Below are 21,949 nucleotides of genomic sequence, written 5' to 3'. Positions count from 1 at the left end.
GCGGAGGCGGTTGCGGGCGCAGAGGAAGAGGAGGTTGGTCAGCTTGCGTCTATCGAAGTCGGCGTTGCCAAGAGACCTTCACGCTCAAGGACCCGCCGAATTTCCTCAAATTTACTCTTGAGATCGCCTCGCGGGAATCGAATCTGGCCGAGCCCGTCAATATTGGAAAATGGCTGACAGCCTTCTTCCAAAAGAATTATCGCCTTACTGAATCCAAGCCGTCCCTGGAAAAGGCCAGCCTCATGGACCACATTTTGGCGAGCCCTAACATCACCGTCGGACTGTTCGTCCTCAGCAGTCAAAACAACGAAGGCCAAAGCCGCGGAGTCCAGCATCTCCGATAGGCGTGCAATGTTGGTCACGCCCGCGACCGGGACGCGGTTAAACTCGTCATAGGGCAGATGAAGGCGTTCACTGATAAAGTCTTTGAGGTCACGCCAAACGGGAGACTGGCCATGCCCGATGAAAACGTTCGTCCCAATCATCGCCTGTCGGTTGGTTGAGCGCTGCACACGCGACAAATGCGAACCAGCCTGCCGGGCTGTCAACGAGAGTTCTCTGGCAGCTCGCGAAGGCGCTTTCAGAGCCGAGATTTCAGCATCAATCGATTGATGGGCGGCGATAGCGAAGCCTTGGCTCACGGCGAGCGAGTCACGGCTTATCACCCGACCAGAACGCAGGAACTTCGACCCGTATTCTCCATATGTCTCAACTTTGGTCTGATTCGCCTTGACGAGGAGATTGGCCAAGAAGGCATCTTGAGAATGTTCGGATACAGTCAACGTCAGAATTGAGATCAGGTCCTTTTGCAGGGCCTCAACCTCTGCCCGAAGGGGCTTCAGCCGTTCTGCAGCCTCATCTAACCCGGAAACAGCTGCTCGCTTCTTGATGGCTTCTCGGACCTCATCGAAGCCGTACTCAACCCAATCGCCCGAGGAGCCCGGGCTCGGCCAACTGCGCTGTAGACCCCATTCAGTGCTGAAATGGGCACCGGGCGGCGGAGTTTTGAAGTCACGAAAGTAGACAGACGAGTGGTAGCCAAGGTTCGATCCACTCCAAGATCGGCCAAAATCTCCAGCGACTGCCTTCAAAGAGTCAAGCTGTTGTGGGGCAAGTCCCACTGCTTCTGCTCGATCACCGAGAGCATCCGCTTTGTCGGCAAGGTCAAGTAATTCGGCGCTAGTGATTGTCATAGCGGAATATTATCGTGCTTCTTCCACGGGTTGCTCTGCACCTTCCCCTTCAGCGTCCGTAGCGCCCGGATCAGCCGCCGCCGCGTGCCGTGCGGCATGATCACGTCGTCGATATAGCCCAGCCCCGCCGCCACGAAGGGGTTGGCGAAGCGTTCCTTGTATTCGGCCTCGCGCGCCGCCAGGGCCTCGGGGTCGCCGGCCTCTTTCCTGAAGATGATCTCCACCGCGCCCTTGGCCCCCATCACGGCGATCTCGGCACTGGGCCAGGCGTAGTTGACGTCGCCGCGCAGGTGTTTGGAGCTCATCACGTCATAGGCGCCGCCATAGGCCTTGCGCGTGATCACCGTCAGCTTGGGCACGGTGGCCTCGGCATAGGCGAACAGCAGCTTGGCCCCGTGCTTGATCAGGGCACCGTATTCCTGGCGCGTGCCGGGCATGAAGCCGGGGACGTCGACGAAGGTCACCAGCGGGATGGAAAAGGCATCGCAGAACCGCACGAAGCGCGCGGCCTTTCGGCTGCTGTCGATGTCCAGCACCCCGGCCAGCACCTGGGGCTGGTTGGCGACGATGCCGATCGGCTGGCCGTCCAGACGACCGAAGCCGCAGACGATGTTCCGGGCGAAATCGGCCCCTATTTCAAAGAACTCGGCCTCGTCGACCGTCTTCAGGATCAGCTCCTTGATGTCATAGGGCTGGTTCGGATTGGCGGGCACCAGGGTGTCCAGCGACGCCTCGTCCCGGTCCGGGTCGTCATAGCTCTCGCGCACCGGGGGCTTTTCGCGGTTCGACAGCGGCAGGAAGCCGATCAGGCGGCGGACCTCCGACAGGGCCTCCAGATCGTTCTCGAACGCGCCGTCGGCGACGCCCGACTTGCCGGCATGGACACGGGCACCGCCGAGGTCCTCGTGGCTGACCACCTCGTTGGTGACCGTCTTCACCACATCGGGGCCGGTGACATACATGTAGGACGTGTCCTTCACCATGAAGATGAAGTCGGTGATGGCGGGCGAATAGACGTCGCCGCCCGCGCACGGCCCCATGATCACGCTGATCTGGGGGATGACGCCACTGGCCAGGGTGTTCTGCAGGAAGATGTCGGCGTATCCGGCCAGGCTCTCCACCCCCTCCTGGATGCGCGCCCCGCCCGCGTCGAACAGGCCGATGATCGGCGCGCCATTGGTCAGGGCCATGGTCTGCAGCTTGACGATCTTGGCCGCATGCGCGCCCGAAAGGGAGCCACCGAAGACCGTGAAATCCTTGGAGAAGACATAGACCAGCCGCCCGCCGATCGTGCCGCGCCCCGTCACCACCCCGTCGCCCGGCACCCGCTGATGCTCCATGCCGAACTGGTGGCTGCGGTGCTCGACGAACATGTCCGTCTCTTCGAAGCTGCCCTCGTCCAGCAGCACCTCGATCCGCTCGCGCGCGGTCAGCTTGCCCTTGGCGTGCTGGGCGGCGATCCGCGCGGCCCCGCCGCCCTGACGCGCGGCCTCGCGGCGGGCTTCCAGCTGTTCCAGGATGGCTTTCATCTCGATCCTCTCGTCATGGAGCGGTCATAGGCGGAACGCCCGGCGTCGTCACCCACCGGGCCCTGCGCGCAGGGGGATGGTGCGAGCGGCGGGGATCGAACCCGCATGACCGAAGTCGAGGGATTTTAAGTCCCTTGCGTCTACCAGTTTCGCCACGCTCGCGGCCGACGTCCGCCTCAGGGCGCGGTCTTGCCCGGAGCCAGGGCCCGGAAATCCACGTCCGAATCCGCCGCCAGCCAGATCAGCCCCGCCCAGGCGGCGACGTTCTGGTTCAGCTGTTCCGGGTCGATCTTGTCCAGGGTGTCGTCGGCGGTGTGGTGCAGGTCGAAATAGCGCAGGCCATCCTGCATCAGGCCGAACACCGGCACGCCGGCCTGGACGATCGGCCCGATGTCGGCCCCGCCCTCGGTTTCCGGCTCGGACGAGCGCAGCACGCCGATCGGATACAGCACGCGGTTCGCGGCATCGGCGAACGTTCCCGTCTGGGCTCCGGCGGGCAGTTGCAGCGCATAGACCCGGTCGGCCCCGAAATCGCTCTCTCCGGTGAAGACGTGGTTGGCCAGGTCCTCGGGCGACAGGCTTCGCAGATAGGCTCCGCCGCCGTTACCGGTATTGGTCGGCTGGGCCACTTCCTCGGATCCATACAGGATCACGCGGATGGTGCGGGCCGTGCGGCCCTGGTCGGCGATGGCCCGCGCGGCGCCGATGGTGATGGCCCCCCCTGCCCCGTCGTCGATAGCCCCGGTGCCCAGATCCCAGCTGTCCATGTGGGACCCCAGAACGATGATCTCCTCGGGCCGGGTCCGCCCCGGCAGGTCGCCGATCACATTGCGCGAGGTGGTCTGATAGGTGTGGGCGGTCGAGGACAGGTGTATCCGCACCGGCTCCCCATAGCCGATCAGACGGCTCAGCTGGTCCGCGTCGGGCGCGCTCAGCGCAAAGGCCGGGACCGGTACGACGCCGTTCACATAGCGGGTGGTGCCCGTGTGCGGCATGCGGTGCTCGTCCGATCCGGCCGAGCGCATGATGAAGGCCAGCGCCCCCTTCTGTCCCGCCACGCCCGGTCCGGCACCGCGAATGCGGGTCAGCGGCCCGTAGCCCGCGCCCGTCTGCATCGGCACCATCTGGCCGGCATCGACATAGGCGATCTTGCCCGCCAGCGATCCGTCCGGCACCGCCTGGAAATCCTCCAGCGAGGTGAAGCGCACCACCTCGGCCTCGATGCCGCCTTCCGGCGTGCCCGGCGAGTGACCGAGGGCGGCGACCACCAGCCGCTGCGGGTTCGCGCCCACGATGGCGGCGCTTTCCTCGCCCCGCTCCCAGCCGACCAGAGGGAATTCCTGGATGCGGACGTTCCTGAAGCCGTGCTCGCGCAGATAGCCCGCCGCCCATTCCGCCGCTGCCGTCTCGTGCGACGATCCGGCCGGGCGCGGCCCGAACCGGGTGGTCAGCTGGGTGACGTAGTCCAGGGCGATGTTGTCGGCCATGGCGGCATCACGGACACGCTCGGCCGCCGCGATGGTCGCTGAGTCCTGGGCCACGGCCGGCGCGGGCAGACCGGCGAGCAGCGCCAGGGCCGAGATCGCGCCGGACGCCGCGAAACGAAGGGAAACAGACATGGGGAATCTCCACAGGACAGACGCGGACCCTAGCGACTGCGACCGGCGGGGAGAAGGCCGTCCGGAGCCTGATCGGCTGAGGTGGAATCGCTCCGCGATTCCGCCGATGCCGTGAATCAGGCTCCAGAGAACAGCGAGAGCATGATTCACGCTTTCGGCTGGACCCACGACGTGGGTCCACCTCAAACGATCATGCTCTAGCCGACGCGGGCCAGTTGCGGCTCCAGCACGACCTCGCGCCAGGCGTGCGGCACCGCCAGCATGGCGCGGACCAGCAGGTTGTTGACCGCGTGCCCGGCCTTGTAGCCCTCGTAGCGGCCCAGCAGGGGCACGCCCAGGACGTAGAGGTCGCCGATGGCGTCCAGCGCCTTGTGCCGCACGAACTCGCGTTCCATCCGCAGGCCCCCGGGGTTCAGGATCTCGTCGCCGTCGATGACGACCGCGTTCTCGAGGCTGCCGCCGCGCGCCAGTCCGGCCTGACGCAGGGCCTCGACCTCATGCGCGAAACCGAAGGTGCGGGCCGACATGATCTCGGTGCGGAAGGTCTCCTCGTCGACGACGAAATCGATGACCTGATTGCCGACGACCGCATTGTCGAAATCGATCTCGAACCGCATCTCGTAGCGGTCGCACGGCAGCAGGGCCGCATGCTTGTCGCCGTCGGTGACGTGGATGGGCTCCAGAATCTCGATGTAGCGGACCGGGGCCTCCTGACGGCGGAAGCCGGCACGGTCCAGCAGCTGGACGAACGGCAGGGCCGAACCGTCGAGGATCGGCAGCTCGGGCCCGTCGACCTCCACCACGACGTTGGAGATGCCGAGCGCGCAGAAGGCCGCCATCAGATGCTCGATCGTCGACAGGCGCACGCCCGCCGCATTCTCGATCATGGTGTTCAGCCGGGCATCGACGACGGCGTCGCCCGAGACGACGATGCGGTTGTCGCGGTCCGTGATGTCGGTGCGGATGAAGACGATGCCGGTGCCGGTCGGGGCGGGACGGATGACCAGGCGCACGCGCTGGCCCGTGTGCACGCCCACGCCGGCGCAGATCGCCGGGGCGACCAGGGTCCGTTCACGATGATCGTGGCGTGCGGGCAAGGCGTTCAACTCGATCGTCGACCTGCGCCAGTGTGCAGCGCAATATCCGAAGATCGATGCCTAGCCGTCCGTTCGGAAACCATAAACCAAAGTCGGGTTTCGGAATGTTACGGATGGTGGCGGAGGCAGCGGGCAGTGGCGTGATTGTCGCGACCTTCGCCGGCAAAACGAAAACGGGGCGATCCAGCAGGACCGCCCCTTTCCTACTGCCTACTGCCGAATCCCTAGTTGGCCAGCCGCCTCAGAAACGAAGGAATCTCCAGATCGTCTTCCGTCTTCTGGGGCTCGGGCGCGGGCTGGGCCGTCGTGCGCAACTGGGGCTGGCCGCGCTGGGGAGTCTGCTGGACCGGCGCATAGGCGGACGGGGCGCGGGGCTTCTTGCCGAACAGGCTCCAGCCCGACTTCCGGTGATCGCGGTCATCATAGGCCGACTCGTCATATTCGCGCGGTGCCTGGGGGGTGCCGTCCATATAGAGCTCGCCCTGATCCTGCGCGGCGGCGGTCGGACGGGCCGGAGCGGCCTCGAACTCCTCGACCCAGGGATCGACGATGGGCTCAAGCGTGCGCGGCTCTTCGGCGGCGCGGATGACCGGCTCGGGCGTGCGGGCAACGGGCGGCGGGGCCTGGAAGGTCGGCACGACCGGCGCGGGCTCGGGTGCGCGATAGGCGGCCTCGGTGCGGACCGGCTCGCGATAGGCCGGCTCGCGGTAGGCGGGTTCCGGCGCGCGGGCGGCCGCAGCCGGGGTGACGGGGGCCGTACGGCGGGTGTCCGGGAAGGTGGTCGAGGTCGGCGCGGCGGGCTCTGCACGCACGACACCGACCTCGTCCATGCCGGTGGCCACGACCGAGACGCGGATCTTGCCGTCCAGGGCCGGATCGAACGCCGCTCCGAAGATGATGTTGGCGTCGCCGTCCACCTCGGCGGAGATGGCGTTGGCGGCCTCGTCGACTTCCAGCAGGGTCATGTCCAGGCCGCCGGTGATGTTGACCAGCACGGCCTTGGCACCCTTCAGGCTGGTCTCGTCCAGCAGCGGGTTGGCGATGGCGTTCTGGGCCGCCAGCAGGGCGCGGTCGTCGCCCGAGGCCTCGCCCGTGCCCATCATCGCCTTGCCCATCTCGGACATGACGGCGCGGACGTCGGCGAAGTCCAGGTTGATCAGGCCGGGCAGGATCATCAGATCGGTGATCGAGCGGACGCCCGAGTGCAGCACCTGGTCGGCCATACCGAAGGCGTCGGCGAAGGTCGTGCGCTCATTGGCGACGCGGAACAGGTTCTGGTTCGGAATGACGATCAGGGTATCGACATAACGCTGCAGCTCGGCGATGCCCGCATCAGCCAGGCGCATGCGGTGACGGCCTTCGAAGGTGAAGGGCTTGGTCACGACGCCGACGGTCAGGATGCCGCGATCGCGCGCGCATTTGGCGATGATCGGCGCCGCGCCCGTGCCGGTGCCGCCGCCCATGCCGGCGGTGATGAAGATCATGTGCGCGCCTTCCAGGTGCGCGTGGATCTCGTCGGCGCTTTCCTCGGCGGCGTTCATGCCGACTTCGGGGTGAGCCCCGGCCCCCAGGCCCTGGGTGATCGTCTCGCCCAGCTGGATGCGGCGGTCGGTCTTGGCAAAGGACAGGTGCTGGGCGTCGGTGTTGGCGACCACGAACTCGACCCCTTCGAGGCCGGCATCGATCATGTTATTGACGGCGTTTCCGCCCGCGCCCCCCACGCCGAACACGACGATCCGGGGCTTCAGTTCCGTGGCCGAAGGCCGCACCAGCGAAAGAGACATATCCAAACCGACCTTTGTTCCGACCCTGCCCCCAAGGTACCGATGCGAAGTCCCCGCAGATCCGCATTGGTTATGAGCGCGTTAAGAATCACCCAACGCCCTTAAGGGAAGGTTACCGAATACGGTGAGTCGGGCGGCTTGAAAGGTCACTGCGACAAGTTACGACGGCTTTTTATCCGGAAAATGTCTTCGACCCCGCCGATTGGCGTTGCGGCCAGGCCCGGTCTCCGATTTGTTACGATGCCAGTTCAATGAAGCTTCGGGGGTTACGAATGCTCAAGCTACCAGCGGCGATCCTGAGCATCGCCCTCATGTCCACAACGGCCTTGGCACAGACGGCGACGGGCTCGGGCAACACCACCGCCGCCCCTGCAGCGACAGGCGCAGCCGGACTCCCCACCATCGAACAGATGGCCGCATTTCCCAGAATTGCGTCCTTTTCGATCTCTCCGGACGGTCAACATGTCGCCGCACTCCAGGGCGACGGCGAGAACCGGTCGATCCTGATCTGGCAGGCCGATCACCTGGACGTCGCGCCCACAGTGATCAATGCCAGCAGGATGAAAATCCGGGATGTGTCCTTTCTCAAGAACGATGTGCTGGGTGTCAGCCTGTTTCAGCCCTTCGATCTGAACCAGGGCGGCAACCTCATCAAGACCTTCGTTTCGAAATTCTACCTCACGGACCTGCAGGGTCGCTCCTGGTACGACCCCATGGAGCTGTTGAATGCACGGTCCGAGGGCGAGGCCGATTTCGCCCGTCTGCAGAGCCCGGCCCTGCTTGATGCCCTCGAGAACGATCCCGACGACGTGCTGGTCACGATCGGAGCCGATGTCTACCGGCTGGATGTCCACCGGCGTCGGGGCGAGCGCATCCAGCGGTCCGGCGAACGCGTGATCGGCTATCAGACGGACCTGCAGGGCGCGCTGCGCGTGCGCAACATCGCAGACCGGGATGGCGAAGGCCTCTACATCGCCACCCAGTTCCGCAATGCGGATGGGGGTTGGGATGAGCACCTGCGCAACCACATCCGGGAGCGCGATGTCTTCAGCGTCGTCGGCTTCGCCCCCGATCCCAACATTGCCTATGTCATCTCCAACCGCGGCCGCGATCGTGCAGCGATTTTCGAATACAATGTCGCGTCACGGACCTTGGGAGAGGTGGCGTTCGAGCATCCGCTGTTCGAGGCGACAGGCATGTGGATCGACCGGACCGAGGGCCCGACCTTCGGCGAGATCATGAGCTTCAGTTACGCCGGACCGCGCACGACCGAATATCCGATCGCCCCGGACTACGCCTCGCTCTACGAAGGTCTGGAGCAGGCCTTGCAGATCACCGAGACGCCCCTGCGGGTCACGGATCCGGCCGACGGTCGCCAGAGGACCATCGCCTATCCCCAGGGCCGCTACATGCGGATTGAGGCCGCGTCCCAGGACCTGAATCTGGCGATCGTCTGGACCGGGTCGGCGAACGATCCGGGTGCCTATTATCTGCTGCGCAACAAGACGGACCTGACCCTGCTGTCACGCCCCTATCCCGACGTCCGGCCGGAGACGCTCGGCACGACATCGCTGGAGTATTTCAAGGCGCGGGACGGACTCGATATCCCGGTCTTCGTCACCCGTCCGTCGGAGGCGATCTATGGCTCCGGCCCGTGGCCGACAGTCATCCTTCCCCACGGCGGGCCATGGTCACGCGATGACATGGATTTTGACGGCTCCTGGTGGCCCCAGTTGCTGACGTCGCGCGGCTATGCCGTCATCCAGCCGCAGTTCCGCGGGTCGGACGGATGGGGTCGCCGCCTGTGGACCGCCGGCGATGCCGAGTGGGGCCAGAAGATGCAGGACGATCTTGACGACTCCGTCCTCTGGGCCACCGCCCAGGGCGTGGCTGCTCCCGACCGCGTGGCCATGTTCGGCTTCTCCTATGGCGGCTATGCCGCAATGGTGGCCGGGATCCGGCCAAACGGCCTTTACCAGTGCGCCATCGCCGGGGCCGGGGTTTCAGACCTGTCGCGGATCCGGTCCAGCCTCTTTCAGAACCCGTACACGCGCGAGGCCCAGCGAGACACGGTCGATGGCCTCAGCCCTGTGACACGGGCCAGGGAGATCCAGATCCCGATGATGGTCTTCCATGGCGATCGGGACCAGACCGTGCAGCTCGAACAATCCGAGCTGTTTGTTCGCGGCGCGAACAACAGCGGCCAGCCCGTCGCCTATCACGTGCTGACCGACTATGCGCACGGGCCGGCCTGGACCCGCGAGACGGCCGCCGAACAGCTGGGCCTGCTGGAAAGCTATCTTCGAACCGACTGCGGACCGGGCGGTCTCTAGACCTCGGGTCGGCCAGGGCGGGCGCACGTCGTGCGTCCGCCGACGGCATCACCTCCGCCCTTGCTGGACCCGGCCTTCGCTCACCGCAGCGAGGGAATGGCGGCGGCTTTTCCGTCCCTTGGGGGTGAGGCTCGGGTTTTGAAGTCGGTGGCGGGAATGCAGGCCGGCACCTGGACTATTCTTGAATGACCAGCGCCTGGCCTGATGCGGGTAGTGCCGGGCGTCGGAATTCGGCTGACAGTCCCCGTCCGACAGAGGCCCCCTGAGCACGCCCATGCATATGTCGGCAGACTGCTGCCGGGGCGGGCACGCCCCGATGATCTAACCCGGCAAGGCTCGGCCCTTGCGGGCGTGGTGCCGCAACACCTCTGGCAAAAGACCGCGGCCCCTCACGAGACACCGTCGGAGATCCGGGGCCCGGCGCACACACCTGACCGTCCAGACATTGGCATGGCCGCTCGGCGACCGGTGGACCGGGTGGTGCACGGGACTGACGGGCACGCCCGGCTGAATGCAGGAATCAGCGAGGTCGGCACCAGGGCAAAAGAAAGGGCGGCGAACCGGAGTTCGCCGCCCTGACCCGAAGTCGACTGGCTTTCTTCCTAGAAGGCCTTGCTGACGTTCACGAACGCCGTGCGGCCCTTGAAGTCATAGCCCGAATACAGCGGCGAGTTGCCGATGCCAGCGAACCAGTAGCCCGAACCCGAGGGCGGATCTTCGTTGAACAGGTTCTGGACGCCGATCACGACGGAGACATCGTCATTGGCCCACTGAACCGAGGCGTTGTGATTGAAGTAGTCCTCCAGGCTCGTATCGATGCCGAAGTCGTTCTCAAGGCTGGCACCGTTGCGGGCGAAGTAGTCATCCTCGTCCGTGGTCGCTGCCACCCATTCGACGCCGTAGCGAACGCGGAACTTGTCCCACGAATAGCTGATGTCGAACTGGGCCGTGTACTCGGGGTCACCGGTCGTGCCGATCACGCTGTAGATCGTGTCGGTCGAGAACAGCTGGGTGTAGCGATCGATGAACTGGGTCACCGCCAGGTTCGACACGATCCGACCACCGAACACGTCGTCCTTGGTGTAACGGACGTTGTAATCCAGGCCCTCGACGTAGTTGGTGGCGATGTTCACGTAACCGTTGGTGACGGTCAGTGCACGGGTCGCCGAGTCGCGGCTGACGAGAGCGCAGTAGCCGACGCGAGCCGCGAAATCAGCGGTCGAGGAGTTGTAGCACTGCGACAGGATGTACGCCGTGCCCACCTGGGCGACCGAGTTTTCGATCTCGATCTTGTAGTAGTCGACCGCGAACGACAGGTTGCCGTACTGCTCGGCCAGTTGCGGCGTGAAGACCGCACCACCCGTGAAGTTGGTGGACGTCTCGGCGCCAAGGCCGGCCGCCGCACCACCGGCCTGGAGCACGCGAACGCTCGAGGTGGCGGTAAAGCCTGCCGGCAGACCCTGCGAGGCGCAGTTGGCAGCACGGTTCGGGTTGACGTTTGTGGCGTCGTAGTTGTTGCAGACGTCGTTGGTGCTGCCGATGAAGCCGGCCGTCGCACCCAGGAACTGTTCGAACAGCGCCGGGGCACGGTACGAGGTGCCGTAGGTGCCGCGGAACAGGACCCAGTCGTTCGGCGCATAGTTCAGTCCGACCTTGTAGGTCGTGTCGTCACCGTAGGAGTCGTAATCGGTATAACGGGCCGATGCCGACAGCGTCAGGTCCTTGGCCAGGAAAGTATTGGCCAGGAGCGGAACCTCCAGTTCACCGAACACTTCCGTGACGTTGTCCTTGCCGCGAGTGATGGCAGCCGTCGAGAAGTTGTAGGTGTTGGCGTTCTGGGAATCGAAGCCGGGCGTATCGTCGATGTTCTGGGTGCGGTACTCGGCGCCCAGGAAGAAGGCGACGGGGCCGGCCGGAAGGGTCAGCAGTGTGCCGTCGATGCCGGCAGAGATGACGTTTTCTTCGTATTCCGTGATCCCGGTGACGGGACGCAGCACCTGCGCCAGCCAGTCGGCCGGCAGACGGCCGCCGATGGTGTCGCTGGTCAGGAACGGCGCAGGAATACAGTTGGTGCCAGGGGTGGTGACGTTGATCGCGCAGGTGACCGTCACGGCACCGGTCGGGCCAACGCCCGCACGGGTCAGATTGGCCGCCGTGCCAACAGGAGCAGCGACAACATCCAGCGACCGGATCAGCTGGTTCGTCAGGAACTGGTCGTAGGTGTATTCCGAATGCGACTTCGTGAAGCTGCCGTAGACGTCATATTCCCAGTCGCGGAACGGCAGGTCACCACGGACGCCGACCACCTGCTTGAAGAAGTCGACTTCCTGGTTGGCGTCATAGATGCCGAAGCCAATGAAGGCGCGCGCCTGAACGTTGCGACCGCCGTTCAGCCCCTGGTCGACGGAGAAAGCACCGCCGGTCGAGAGGTTGGCGGGGATCAGCAGGCTGCCGACGGCATAGTCGAGCGTCAGTTGGCGGAACTGCTTCTGCGAGGACTCACGGCGGTTCACCAGGGTCTCGGAGTAGACTTCTGCGTTACCGACATCCAGCGTGGCGGCGAGGAAGGCCGTCGTCGTCGTGGCGGGCGAGAACAGGGTCTCTTGCAGCAGGCGCGGATCGCCCTGACCGGTGTCGCGAACGCTCGTGTTCGGCGACGACGCACCACCGACGCCCTCGAACCCAACGACGCCCGTCGAGACCGCCACGTTCGGGCGGAAGCGGTTGAACGTGCCCAGTGCGTTCGGCGTCAGGCTGCCAGCAGCACCGATGCCGCTACGGCTGCTGAGACCCAGGGTGTTGATCGTGACGCCGCCGTTGTCCAGCGTGAAGCACTTGGGCTGGCCGGTCAGGGGATCGATGTAGTTCTGGAACGAGGGGTTGGTGTTCAGGAAGCCCTGTGTCGGGCAGCGGGCGAAGTCGCGGTCGCCGACATAGAGGGCTTCCTGCGTGTAACGCTCGACCGATCCGATGATGCTCAGGTTGTCGGCCTGCAGGCCACCCGACAGCGAGAAGCGCGACTGGTCGCCGCCGCCGTTGGCGTCGGTCGTCGCATTGTACTGCGCCTCGACCGTGATGCCTTCGAGGTTGTCCCGGGTCACGATGTTGATAACGCCGGCGACGGCGTCAGAGCCGTAGATCGACGATGCGCCGTCGCGCAGCACTTCGATCCGGTCGATCAGCGCCGAAGGCAACACGTTCAGGTCGGCCGAACCGACCGAGCCGCGCGAACCGGCGGGGGCAACCCGGCGGCCGTTGAGCAGAACCAGGGTGCGGCTCGGGCCGAGGCCACGCAGGCCGATCGTGTTCACGCCCGGACCGCCGTTGGTCACGAAGCCGGAGAACAGGTTGTTGATCTGCTGCGTCCCGCCGGTGACGGCGTTGCTTTGCAGGATTTCGGCGGTCGAGGCCAGGCCGGCGAGGGTCGCTTCCTGGCGGGTGATCACCTGAACGGGCGACGGAGAGTTGTAAACGTCGCGACGGATGCGCGATCCAACGACGACGACGTCTTCAACGGACGCGCTGTCCTTCTCTTCGTCGTCCTGCGAGGTCGAGGACTGCGACGAAGACGTCGATGACGTCGTGGACTGCGCGAACGTCGGTGCCGCAATCGACAGGACGCCCGCGAGGACGGTCGTGCCGAAAAGATACTTGCGATTGGAAATCATGAACCTCGCCCCGTGATGGAAAATTTGGCCACGAGTCCACGGATGGAGCCGTCGCATCTGGTCCCATTGCTAACAACATTCGGACGCATCGCAACCATTGAGGCCACGGTGCGGCAACGCGAACGCATATTTGTTACAATCGAGACACAGTCGCGTTACGCACGAATGCGCCCTAGAGATTGTCCTTCAGCCAGCCTGCGGCCCGGCGGATCAGATTGCCCTGATGCACCCGCGGGGCGTCGGCGGCTGTGACCTGGCGGGACATCAGACGTCGCGCCGAGACGGCCTCGCGCGGTCCGTAGGCCGCGCGCAGCAACACGCCGGACGCCGAGCAGAAGGCGGGGCCGGACGCGGCATCCGCCAGATGCGGCGCACGCTGCGGACGGCCGAGGCGGACGGGCCGGTCGAACACGCGCACGGCCAGCTCCCGGACGCCGTTCAGCTGGCTGGCGCCGCCGGTCAGGACCAGGCCGGCCCCCGGATCCATGCCGACGCCGGCATTCCGCAACCGGTCGCGCAGCAGCTCCAGTGTCTCCTCGACACGCGGGGCGATCACGGTCTTCAGCATGGCGCGGGGAACGATCACCGGTCCGGCGGACGCATCTTCCCCGCGCGGCGGGGCCTCCAGCATCTCGCGATCCTCATGGGCTCCGGCCATGGCCGAGCCATGCAGGGTCTTCAGCCGCTCGGCCCCGCTCTTCGAGGTCAACAGGCCGCGGGCGATGTCGGCCGTCACGTGATCGCCGCCGACGTTCAGCGACTCGATATGCAGGAGCGAGCGCCCGCCCCAGACGGCCGCGGACGTCGATCCCCCGCCCATGTCGATGCAGACGCAGCCGAGGTCCATTTCGTCTTCTTCGAGCGCCGCGAGGGACGACACCACCGGTGCCGCCGCCACGCCCTGAAGATCCAGATGCGCCAGTTCCAGGCAGTGGCTCAGCGAGGCGAAGGCGCCCTCGGCCATCGACACCACCAGAAGGTCCAGCCCCAGCGAGCCGCCCCGCATCGACCGCGGATCGTGCACCCCCTTGGCCCCGTCCACCGACCAGGCGACGGGCAGGACATGGATCGGGCGGCGGTTGGGCAGCCGGATCTGCGCCAGAGCCATGCCGATGGCCCGGGCCAGGTCGGCGTCGCCGACGGGGTTGGCACCCAGCGAGACGCGCGCCTGCACCCGATGGCTGGCCATCTGGCCGATGGCCGTGGTCACGATGACGCCGGAGACGGGCGCACCGGCCGTGCGCTCAGCCCGCTCGACCGCATGGCCGATGGCCTGGGCGGCCTCGTCCATATTGACGATGGAGCCGCCGCGCACCCCCTTGGACTGGACATGGCTGGCACCCGCCACGCGGATGGTGCGGTCGGCGTGGCGCACGCCGTCGGGCTTCATGATGAAGCAGGCGACCTTCGACTGGCCGAGGTCCAGCGCGGCCACAACCGGTGCACGCGTCGCCGCCCGCCCCGCCTCGACCGAGGGATCACCCTTTCTGTTCGTCATGGCCCGCCGTTCCCCAATCTACTGTCGTCAAGCGCCCGGCCGCACCGCGACCTGACCCTCCGTGCGCAGGTCGATGCGCGAAAATCCGAGTTCCAGCAGCCGCTCGCGCTGGTCCAGCGCATCCAGCTGGATCAGGGCGGCTTCCTGCTTCGTGGCGGGCAGCTGGATCAGACTGCCGTCCTTCAGCCGCAGGTCCCAGCGTCGTTCGTCGACGCGCACCAGGGCGTCGATCCGGCTCATCAGCCGCGGCCGTTCGGCCAGCAGCGGCAGGATCGCCCCGGCCGCCGCATCGGCCCCGGTGCCGACCACCAGCGGCAGGTTGGGATAGCGACCGGCGTCCGCGCCGGGGATGGCCTTGCCCTCGCCGTCGATGACGAACACCTGCCCGCGCGTCTGCCAGACGGCCAGCCGGTCGTGCTCGACAACGTCGACGATCAGGGTGTCGGGCAGCAGGCGCACGACGCGCGCCGACTTCACCCAGCCGACCTGTTCGACACTGGCCTTCAAAGCGTCGAGATCGAGCGAGGTGATCGGCTGTCCGGCCTGGACCGCCAGGGCCCGCTGGATCGCCGGCGTCGCCTCGGCCGACGCCCCGCTGATATGGACGCGGTTCAGCTTCAGCCCCAGGCCGGTCGTGATGCCATCGATGCCGTGGCTCAGCGACTGCCCGATCCGCTCGGCGCGCGCGCCGGTCGCCAGCACCAGAACGAGGACCGCCACACCGGCGCAGATCGAGATCACCACCGCACGCGGTGTCAGGTCCAGCCGGCCCAGGGCCGCCATCTTGCCCGGCACGCCACCGCCGACATGGGGGGCGCGCCCACGGCCACGCCCCTGCCCTTTCGGCCCCGCGCTGCGTTTGGGAGCCGACGCGACATTCGCGCGCCGACCGCCGCGAACTACCGCGGGCATGAGGCGTCCTCCACCATCCACCGGACCAGATCTTGATACGACATCCCGCAATAGGCGGCCTGCTCTGGCACCAGAGAGGTCGGCGTCATGCCGGGCTGGGTATTGACCTCCAGCAAGACGAGGTCGTCCTTAACATTGTCATAACGAAAATCGGACCGCGACACGCCGCGACAGCCCAGCGCGGCATGCGCCAGCTCGGATTGCCGCATGGCGGCTTCGAAAACATGGGATGGCAGGTCGGCCGGAAGTTTGTGGACAGATCCGCCCGGCGCGTATTTGGCCTCGTAGTCGTAGAACCCCTTCACCGGGGTGATGTCGGTCACGGTCAGGGCGCGCGGGCCGGTCTGCTCGCCGATCACGGCGACCGCCAGTTCCCTGCCGGGGATATAGGGCTCGACCATGACCCGGTCGCCATAGGTCCAGTCGTCGGCCCCGACGTCGGTCTGAGGCCCGTTTGCGCCTGCCAGGACCAGATAGACGCCGACCGAAGATCCCTCGGCGTTCGGCTTGATGATGTAGGGGGGCTCGATGACGTGGCGACGGGCGACCTCGTGTCGATCGAACAGACCACCGCCCGGCACCCTGACGCCCGCCGCGCCCAACACGGCCTTGGTCTTGTCCTTGTCCATCGTCAGGGCCGAGGCCAGCACGCCGGAGTGGGTATAGGGAATCTGCAAGGTCTCCAGAATGCCCTGGACGCACCCGTCCTCGCCCCACTCCCCATGCAGGGCGTTCAGGACGACGTCGGGTTTCAGGCTCGCCAGCACCTGGGCCAGGTCGCGTCCGGCGTCGACGCGGGTCACGCGCGCACCCTGGGCCTCCAGCGCATCGGCGCATCCCTTGCCCGACGACAAAGAAACCTCCCGTTCGGACGACAGCCCACCCAGCAGGACGGCGACGTGCAGCTCTGAAAGCGGGCGGGTCATGTGCGTTCTGCGCGGTTACAGGGGGCGGCCGATCCTCTTGATCTCCCATTCAAGGTTTACGCCGAGTTTACTTTGTACGTCGGTGCGGACAGTTTCCCCCAATCCCTCGATATCGGCAGCGGTCGCCTCGCCGGGGTTGATCATGAAGTTGGAATGCAGATCGCTGAACATCGCCCCGCCGCCGGTGACGGCGTGCAGCCTGCCGCGCCAGCCCGCCTCGTCGACCAGCTTCCACGAGGAATGGCCGGGCGGGTTCTTGAAGGTGGAGCCGCCGGTCTTCTCGCGGATCGGCTGGGTCGTCTCGCGCCGGGCGGTGATCCCGGCGATGCGGGCCGCGATGGCCTCGGGATCGTCCGGCGTCCCGCGATAGACCGCCTCGATCCACAGGATGTCGGCCGGGGCCTGCGAGTGCCGATAGGTGTAGCCGAAGTCGGCCAGCGCATAGTCGGCCCGCTCGCCCGCGCGCGTGAGCCCCCAGGCCGACACCAGAACGTCCTTCGTCTCCGCGCCATAGCAGCCCGCGTTCATCGTCAGGGCCCCGCCGATCGTGCCGGGGATGCCCGCATAGAACTCCAGCCCCGCCAGACCCGCCCTGGCCGAGGCCTTGGCGACCATGGCGTCCAGCGCCCCCGCGCCGGCCGTGATGGTGTCGCCGTCGGTCGCGATGCCGGCGAAGGCCCGCCCCGCCAGCCGGATCACCACCCCCTCGACCCCGCCGTCCCGCACGATGACGTTGGACCCGACGCCGAGCACGGTCACCGGCACGGCCGGGTCCAGCGCCTTCAGGAAGTCGGCCAGATCGTCGGCATCCGCCGGGAGGAACAGCACATCCGCCGCCCCGCCGACCCGGAACCAGGTGAAGGGGGCCAACGGCTCGTCGCGCAGCAGCTTGCCGCGGACGGCCGGGAGGGTGTCACGCCAGGTCTTCATTTCGCGCGCGCCGCAAAAGAATTAGCCGCCGCCTCGTATCCGCCGTTCTCAGTGTCGAAAAGAGTCCACATGCGATGATCGAGGTCATCGAAAGGATAAGGCGGATCAATCTCAGCCTCCTCCTCGACACCACGTATCGAAAACCGATCAGAGAGGACGTCTGCGCGAATCTCGCGCACGCGCGGATACGGTTGGCCAAGCTGATCGATCGCTTGCATCAGCGCTTCAGCTGTTTCCGGCATGCCGAGGTGCCTGAAACCTTCGACTGCCTCTGGAGCCAGCACACCAGTGGAGTTATCGAAGAACTGGATCAGACCTCCGTTCCGGACTTCGCTCTGGGTCCAGTGCGTCGCAAGGAGATGGCGGCTTCTTTCAGGAATGCTCTTGAACTGACTGAGGAACACAGCCGGTCCGTCATAGATACTGACGGCCTTGAAATAGGGTTCCACCAGTTCCCAATACGGGGGCGACTGACTTAGGCTCACCCCAGCGCCTCCAGCTGCGCCGGCAGGGCATAGGCCCAGGCCGTGATGTCGCCGGCCCCCAGCAGCACGACCACATCGCCCGCCCTGGCCTCCTCCGCGATCACGCGCGGCAGGACAGCGGCATTCTCCAGCGCCGAGACCCGCAGGTGGCCATAGCGGCGGATTCCGTCCACCAGCGCCTGTTTGTCCACGCCCTCGATCGGGGCTTCGCCCGCCGCATAGACGTCGGCGACGATCACGCTGTCGGCGTCCGAGAAACTGGTCGAGAACTCGTCCATCAGGTCGCGCAGTCGGGTGAACCGGTGCGGCTGGACCACGGCGATGACGCGCCCCTCCGCCACCTGCCGCGCGGCCTTCAGCACCGCCGCGATCTCGACCGGGTGATGCCCGTAGTCGTCGACGATCCGCACGCCATTGACCACGCCCGTGGTGGTGAACCGCCGCTTGACCCCGGCGAACGAGGCCAGCCCGGCCCGGATCGCGTCGTCCGACACATCCAACTCGCGCGCCACGGCGATGGCGGCCAGGGCGTTGGCCACATTGTGCCAGCCGGCCATCGGCAGGTGCAGATCGGGGATCCGCACAGGGTCCTCCAGCGCGGCGGCACCACGCCCCTGAATCAGGACATCGAAACGGGCGCCGTCCGGGGCCATCTCGACCTTGTCGGCCCGCACCATGGCCTGGGGGTTCATGCCATAGGTGACAATGCGCCGGTTATCGATCTGGGCCACCAGCCGCTGGACCTCCGGATGGTCCAGACAGACCGCTGCGAAGCCATAGAAGGGGATGTTCTCGACGAAATCGATGAAGGCCTTACGCACCGCGTCGAAGTCGCCGTAGTGATCCAGGTGCTCCGGATCGATGTTGGTCACGATGGCGACCGTCGACTTCAGCCGCAGGAAGCTGCCGTCGCTCTCGTCGGCCTCGACCACGATCCAGTCACCGTCGCCGACCTTCGCGTTGGTGCCGTAGGCGTTGATGATGCCGCCATTGACCACCGTAGGGTCGAACCCGGCCGCGTCCAGCAGGGCCGCCACCATGGACGTCGTCGTGGTCTTGCCGTGGGTGCCCCCCACCGCGATCGAGAATTGCAGCCGCATTAGCTCGGCCAGCATCTCGGCGCGCCGCACCAGGGGGATGCGCCGCTCGCGCGCCACCATCATCTCTGGGTTGGTGGCCTTGACCGCCGTGGAATAGACCACCGCCGACACGCCCTCGCCCACATGGGCGGCGTCGTGGCCGATGAAGATCTTCGCCCCCAGCCCGGCCAGCCGCTCGGTATTGGCGCTGGACCTGGCGTCCGACCCCTGCACCGCATAGCCGATCTTGAGCATGATCTCGGCAATGCCGCTCATGCCGATGCCGCCGATGCCGACGAAATGAACGGGACCGAGGTCGAACGGGACGGGGCGAAGGCGAGCGATCATTCCAGCGTCATAGCGAGGGAGTTTTCGGATTGCACGGGGGTGACGGAATCAACTCCGCCTTAACCGTAAGGATTCACTGTTCACGCTTCACTGCCGAGGCACGTTCGTGACCGATCTGAAGACCCCCCATCTTGCGACCGACATCATCCACCGTGGCGACTGCCTCGAGATCCTGCGCGGCCTGCCGGACCGGTCGGTCGACATGGTCTTCGCCGACCCGCCCTATAACCTGCAGCTGGGCGGCGACCTGCTGCGGCCCGACAATTCCAGGGTCGATGCGGTCGACGACGACTGGGACAAGTTCGACAGCTTCGCCGCCTACGACACCTTCTGCCGCGACTGGCTGAAGGAATGCCGTCGAGTTCTCAAGGATGAGGGCTCGCTCTGGGTCATCGGCAGCTATCACAACATCTTCCGGCTGGGCACGGCCATCCAGGACATCGGCTACTGGGTCCTGAACGACATCGTCTGGCGCAAGTCCAACCCGATGCCGAACTTCAAGGGCACACGCTTCACCAATGCCCACGAAACCCTGATCTGGGCCGCCAAGTCGCGGGACCAGAAGCGCTACACCTTCAACTACGATGCGCTGAAGGCCTTCAACGAAGACACCCAGATGCGGTCCGACTGGACCTTCGCCCTGTGCACCGGCGAGGAGCGGATCAAGGGCGAGGACGGCAAGAAGGCCCATCCGACCCAGAAGCCCGAGGCCCTGCTGCACCGCGTGATCCTGGCCGCCACCCGTCCCGGCGACGTGATCCTGGACCCCTTCTTCGGCACCGGCACGACGGGGGCCGCCGCCAGGCGGCTGGGTCGTCACTACATCGGCATCGAGCGCGACGAGGGCTATGCCGACGTCGCCGAGACCCGCATCAAGGCCGTCATCCCGGCCAGGCCCGAAGACCTGATGGTCATGGGGTCCAAACGCGCCGAGGTGAAGGTGCCGTTCGGGGCTCTGGTCGAGGCCGGCCTGCTGGCACCGGGCGATGTCCTCTACTGCCCCAAGGGCGAACGCGAGGCCCGGGTTCGAGCCGATGGCTCGCTCGTGTCGGGGGCGATGAGCGGTTCGATCCACAAGCTGGGCGCCCTGTTCGAGAATGCGCCCGCCTGCAACGGCTGGACCTACTGGCGCTTCAGGACCGACACCGGCCTTCGCTCGATCGACGCGCTTCGGGCCGAGGTCCGGGCCGGAATGCAGTAGGCGAACACGCTAACCGGCTCACAGGTCCGGATTATCGCCTCAAGGTCGGCCTTTCAGGCAGTCCTAAACCGCCGCAATCCCTGTTGAAATTCCGCGTTCGGGCGGGAACTTCGCAGTTGCGGTAACATTGATGTCTTCGGTCCGGCTCAGCGGGCGGGAGATCGACGTCATGAAGATCGCGCAGGTCACGCCGCTTTACGAGGCCGTTCCTCCAAAACTGTATGGCGGCACCGAGCGCGTTGTGGCGCACCTGACCGACGCCCTGGTTGATCTGGGCCATGAGGTGACCCTGTTCGCCTCGGCCGACGCACGCACCAAGGCCCGACTGGTGCCGGTCCGCGACCAGGCGATCCGGCTGGATCCGGCACCGTTCAAGTCCGACCTCGCCGCCCACATGTCGATGCTGTCGGAAGTGCTGCGCCGCGCCGACGATTTCGACGTGATCCATTTCCACACCGACATGATCCACTTCCCGTTCTTCGAACGGATGGCGGGCAAGACCATCACGACCCTCCACGGGCGGCTCGACATGAAGGACCTGACCGAGGTCTACGAACGCTGGCCCCAGTTCGGCCTGATCTCGATCTCGGACGATCAGCGCCGCCCCCTGCCCTTCGCCAACTGGCAGGCGACGGTCCATCACGGCATGCCCGCCGATCAGTACGTCTATTCGCCACGGTCCGAAGGCTACCTCGCCTTCCTCGGCCGCATCTCGCCCGAGAAGCGCCCCGACCGCGCTATCGAGATCGCCACCCGGCTGGGCAAGCGGCTGAAGATGGCCGCCAAGGTCGACGCCGCCGACCGGGTCTATTTCGAGACGAAGATCAAACCCATGATCGACGCCAATCCGCTGATCGAGTTCATCGGCGAGATCGGCGATCACCAGAAGTCCGCGTTCCTGGGTGGAGCCGAGGCCCTGCTGTTCCCGATCGACTGGCCCGAACCCTTCGGCCTGGTGATGATCGAGGCCATGGCCTGCGGCACACCGGTCGTCGCCTTCAGGTGCGGCTCGACCACCGAGGTCATCGAGGATGGCGCGACCGGCTTCCTGGTCGACACCATGGAACAGGCGATCGCCGCCGCCGACCGCGCTCACCTGCTGGACCGGGAGGCGATCCGCGCCCGCTTCGAACTGCGCTTCTCGGCTACCGCCATGGCGCGCCGCTATCTGGACGTCTACGGCGACATGCTGGCGCGGCGTCCCTATGCCGAGGCGGCGGTGAACGATGTGGTCGTGCCGCTGCGCGAAAGCCGCAGCTTCGCCTCCCTCGTCTGAACCAAACCGCGCCGGGGCCATTTTCTCCTCGCATTCGACAGCCAGACCGCTGGTGAGGCGCAACCCCGGCG

Annotated in this window: 15 protein-coding genes and 1 tRNA gene; 3 read left to right on the top strand and 13 right to left on the bottom strand. The window is 66.1% G+C overall.

Annotation, left to right across the window (positions count from 1 at the left end; all coding sequences use genetic code 11):
- Positions 1 to 38: 38 nt before the first annotated feature.
- The 6 genes from O3139_RS06205 to ftsZ form a co-directional block, all read right to left on the bottom strand.
- Complete coding sequence (locus tag O3139_RS06205) at positions 39 to 1,193, bottom strand: TIR domain-containing protein (protein ID WP_269516126.1); 1,155 nt, start codon at positions 1,191 to 1,193, stop codon at positions 39 to 41.
- Positions 1,190 to 2,722 (bottom strand): acyl-CoA carboxylase subunit beta, encoded by a 1,533-nt coding sequence (locus O3139_RS06200; RefSeq protein ID WP_269516125.1) that lies wholly within the window; start codon positions 2,720 to 2,722, stop codon positions 1,190 to 1,192. The genes O3139_RS06205 and O3139_RS06200 overlap by 4 nt, the downstream gene beginning before the upstream one ends.
- Positions 2,723 to 2,799: 77 nt before the next feature.
- Positions 2,800 to 2,884 (bottom strand) — tRNA-Leu (locus O3139_RS06195).
- 14 nt (positions 2,885 to 2,898) lie between these two features.
- The gene (locus O3139_RS06190; protein WP_269516124.1) at positions 2,899 to 4,341 is read right to left on the bottom strand and encodes a M20/M25/M40 family metallo-hydrolase; all 1,443 of its coding nucleotides are present in this window, start codon (positions 4,339 to 4,341) and stop codon (positions 2,899 to 2,901) included.
- A gap of 197 nt (positions 4,342 to 4,538) precedes the next feature.
- Entirely contained in the window at positions 4,539 to 5,438 is a 900-nt protein-coding gene (lpxC, locus tag O3139_RS06185; RefSeq protein WP_269516123.1) for a UDP-3-O-acyl-N-acetylglucosamine deacetylase, read from the bottom strand.
- Between the two features lie 224 nt (positions 5,439 to 5,662).
- Positions 5,663 to 7,222, bottom strand: a complete 1,560-nt coding sequence (gene ftsZ, locus O3139_RS06180; protein WP_269516122.1) for a cell division protein FtsZ — start codon at positions 7,220 to 7,222, stop codon at positions 5,663 to 5,665.
- A gap of 272 nt (positions 7,223 to 7,494) precedes the next feature.
- Between ftsZ and O3139_RS06175 the strand changes: the two genes are divergently transcribed.
- Positions 7,495 to 9,555, top strand: a complete 2,061-nt coding sequence (locus O3139_RS06175; RefSeq protein WP_269516120.1) for an alpha/beta hydrolase family protein — start codon at positions 7,495 to 7,497, stop codon at positions 9,553 to 9,555.
- A gap of 602 nt (positions 9,556 to 10,157) precedes the next feature.
- Here the strand turns inward: O3139_RS06175 and O3139_RS06170 are convergent.
- The 7 genes from O3139_RS06170 to murC form a co-directional block, all read right to left on the bottom strand.
- A complete protein-coding gene (locus tag O3139_RS06170; protein ID WP_269516119.1) occupies positions 10,158 to 13,223 on the bottom strand; it encodes a TonB-dependent receptor domain-containing protein in 3,066 nt (1,021 codons plus the stop codon).
- A gap of 172 nt (positions 13,224 to 13,395) precedes the next feature.
- The gene (ftsA, locus tag O3139_RS06165) at positions 13,396 to 14,721 is read right to left on the bottom strand and encodes a cell division protein FtsA (protein WP_269516118.1); all 1,326 of its coding nucleotides are present in this window, start codon (positions 14,719 to 14,721) and stop codon (positions 13,396 to 13,398) included.
- 27 nt (positions 14,722 to 14,748) lie between these two features.
- Positions 14,749 to 15,633, bottom strand: coding sequence for a cell division protein FtsQ/DivIB (locus O3139_RS06160; protein ID WP_269516116.1), 885 nt, complete (start codon positions 15,631 to 15,633; stop codon positions 14,749 to 14,751).
- The gene (locus O3139_RS06155; RefSeq protein WP_269516114.1) at positions 15,621 to 16,559 is read right to left on the bottom strand and encodes a D-alanine--D-alanine ligase; all 939 of its coding nucleotides are present in this window, start codon (positions 16,557 to 16,559) and stop codon (positions 15,621 to 15,623) included. The genes O3139_RS06160 and O3139_RS06155 overlap by 13 nt, the downstream gene beginning before the upstream one ends.
- Positions 16,560 to 16,574: 15 nt before the next feature.
- A complete protein-coding gene (gene murB, locus O3139_RS06150; protein WP_269516113.1) occupies positions 16,575 to 17,489 on the bottom strand; it encodes a UDP-N-acetylmuramate dehydrogenase in 915 nt (304 codons plus the stop codon).
- Positions 17,486 to 17,938, bottom strand: a complete 453-nt coding sequence (locus O3139_RS06145; protein ID WP_269516112.1) for a DMP19 family protein — start codon at positions 17,936 to 17,938, stop codon at positions 17,486 to 17,488. Before O3139_RS06145 ends, murB begins: the two co-directional genes overlap by 4 nt.
- A gap of 32 nt (positions 17,939 to 17,970) precedes the next feature.
- Entirely contained in the window at positions 17,971 to 19,401 is a 1,431-nt protein-coding gene (gene murC / locus O3139_RS06140) for a UDP-N-acetylmuramate--L-alanine ligase (RefSeq protein ID WP_269516111.1), read from the bottom strand.
- Between the two features lie 106 nt (positions 19,402 to 19,507).
- Between murC and O3139_RS06135 the strand changes: the two genes are divergently transcribed.
- Positions 19,508 to 20,602 (top strand): site-specific DNA-methyltransferase, encoded by a 1,095-nt coding sequence (locus tag O3139_RS06135; RefSeq protein ID WP_269516110.1) that lies wholly within the window; start codon positions 19,508 to 19,510, stop codon positions 20,600 to 20,602.
- Positions 20,603 to 20,771: 169 nt separating this feature from the next.
- Positions 20,772 to 21,878 carry a glycosyltransferase family 4 protein gene (locus O3139_RS06130; RefSeq protein ID WP_269516109.1) on the top strand — a complete coding sequence of 369 codons (1,107 nt, stop codon included), beginning with the start codon at positions 20,772 to 20,774 and terminating at the stop codon, positions 21,876 to 21,878.
- Positions 21,879 to 21,949 lie beyond the last annotated feature (71 nt).

The organism is Brevundimonas subvibrioides, from assembly GCF_027271155.1.
Taxonomy (GTDB): Bacteria; Pseudomonadota; Alphaproteobacteria; order Caulobacterales; family Caulobacteraceae; genus Brevundimonas; species Brevundimonas subvibrioides_D.
Note: the sequence above shows the minus strand (reverse complement) of the source record. Positions and strands in the feature narration are given on the sequence as shown.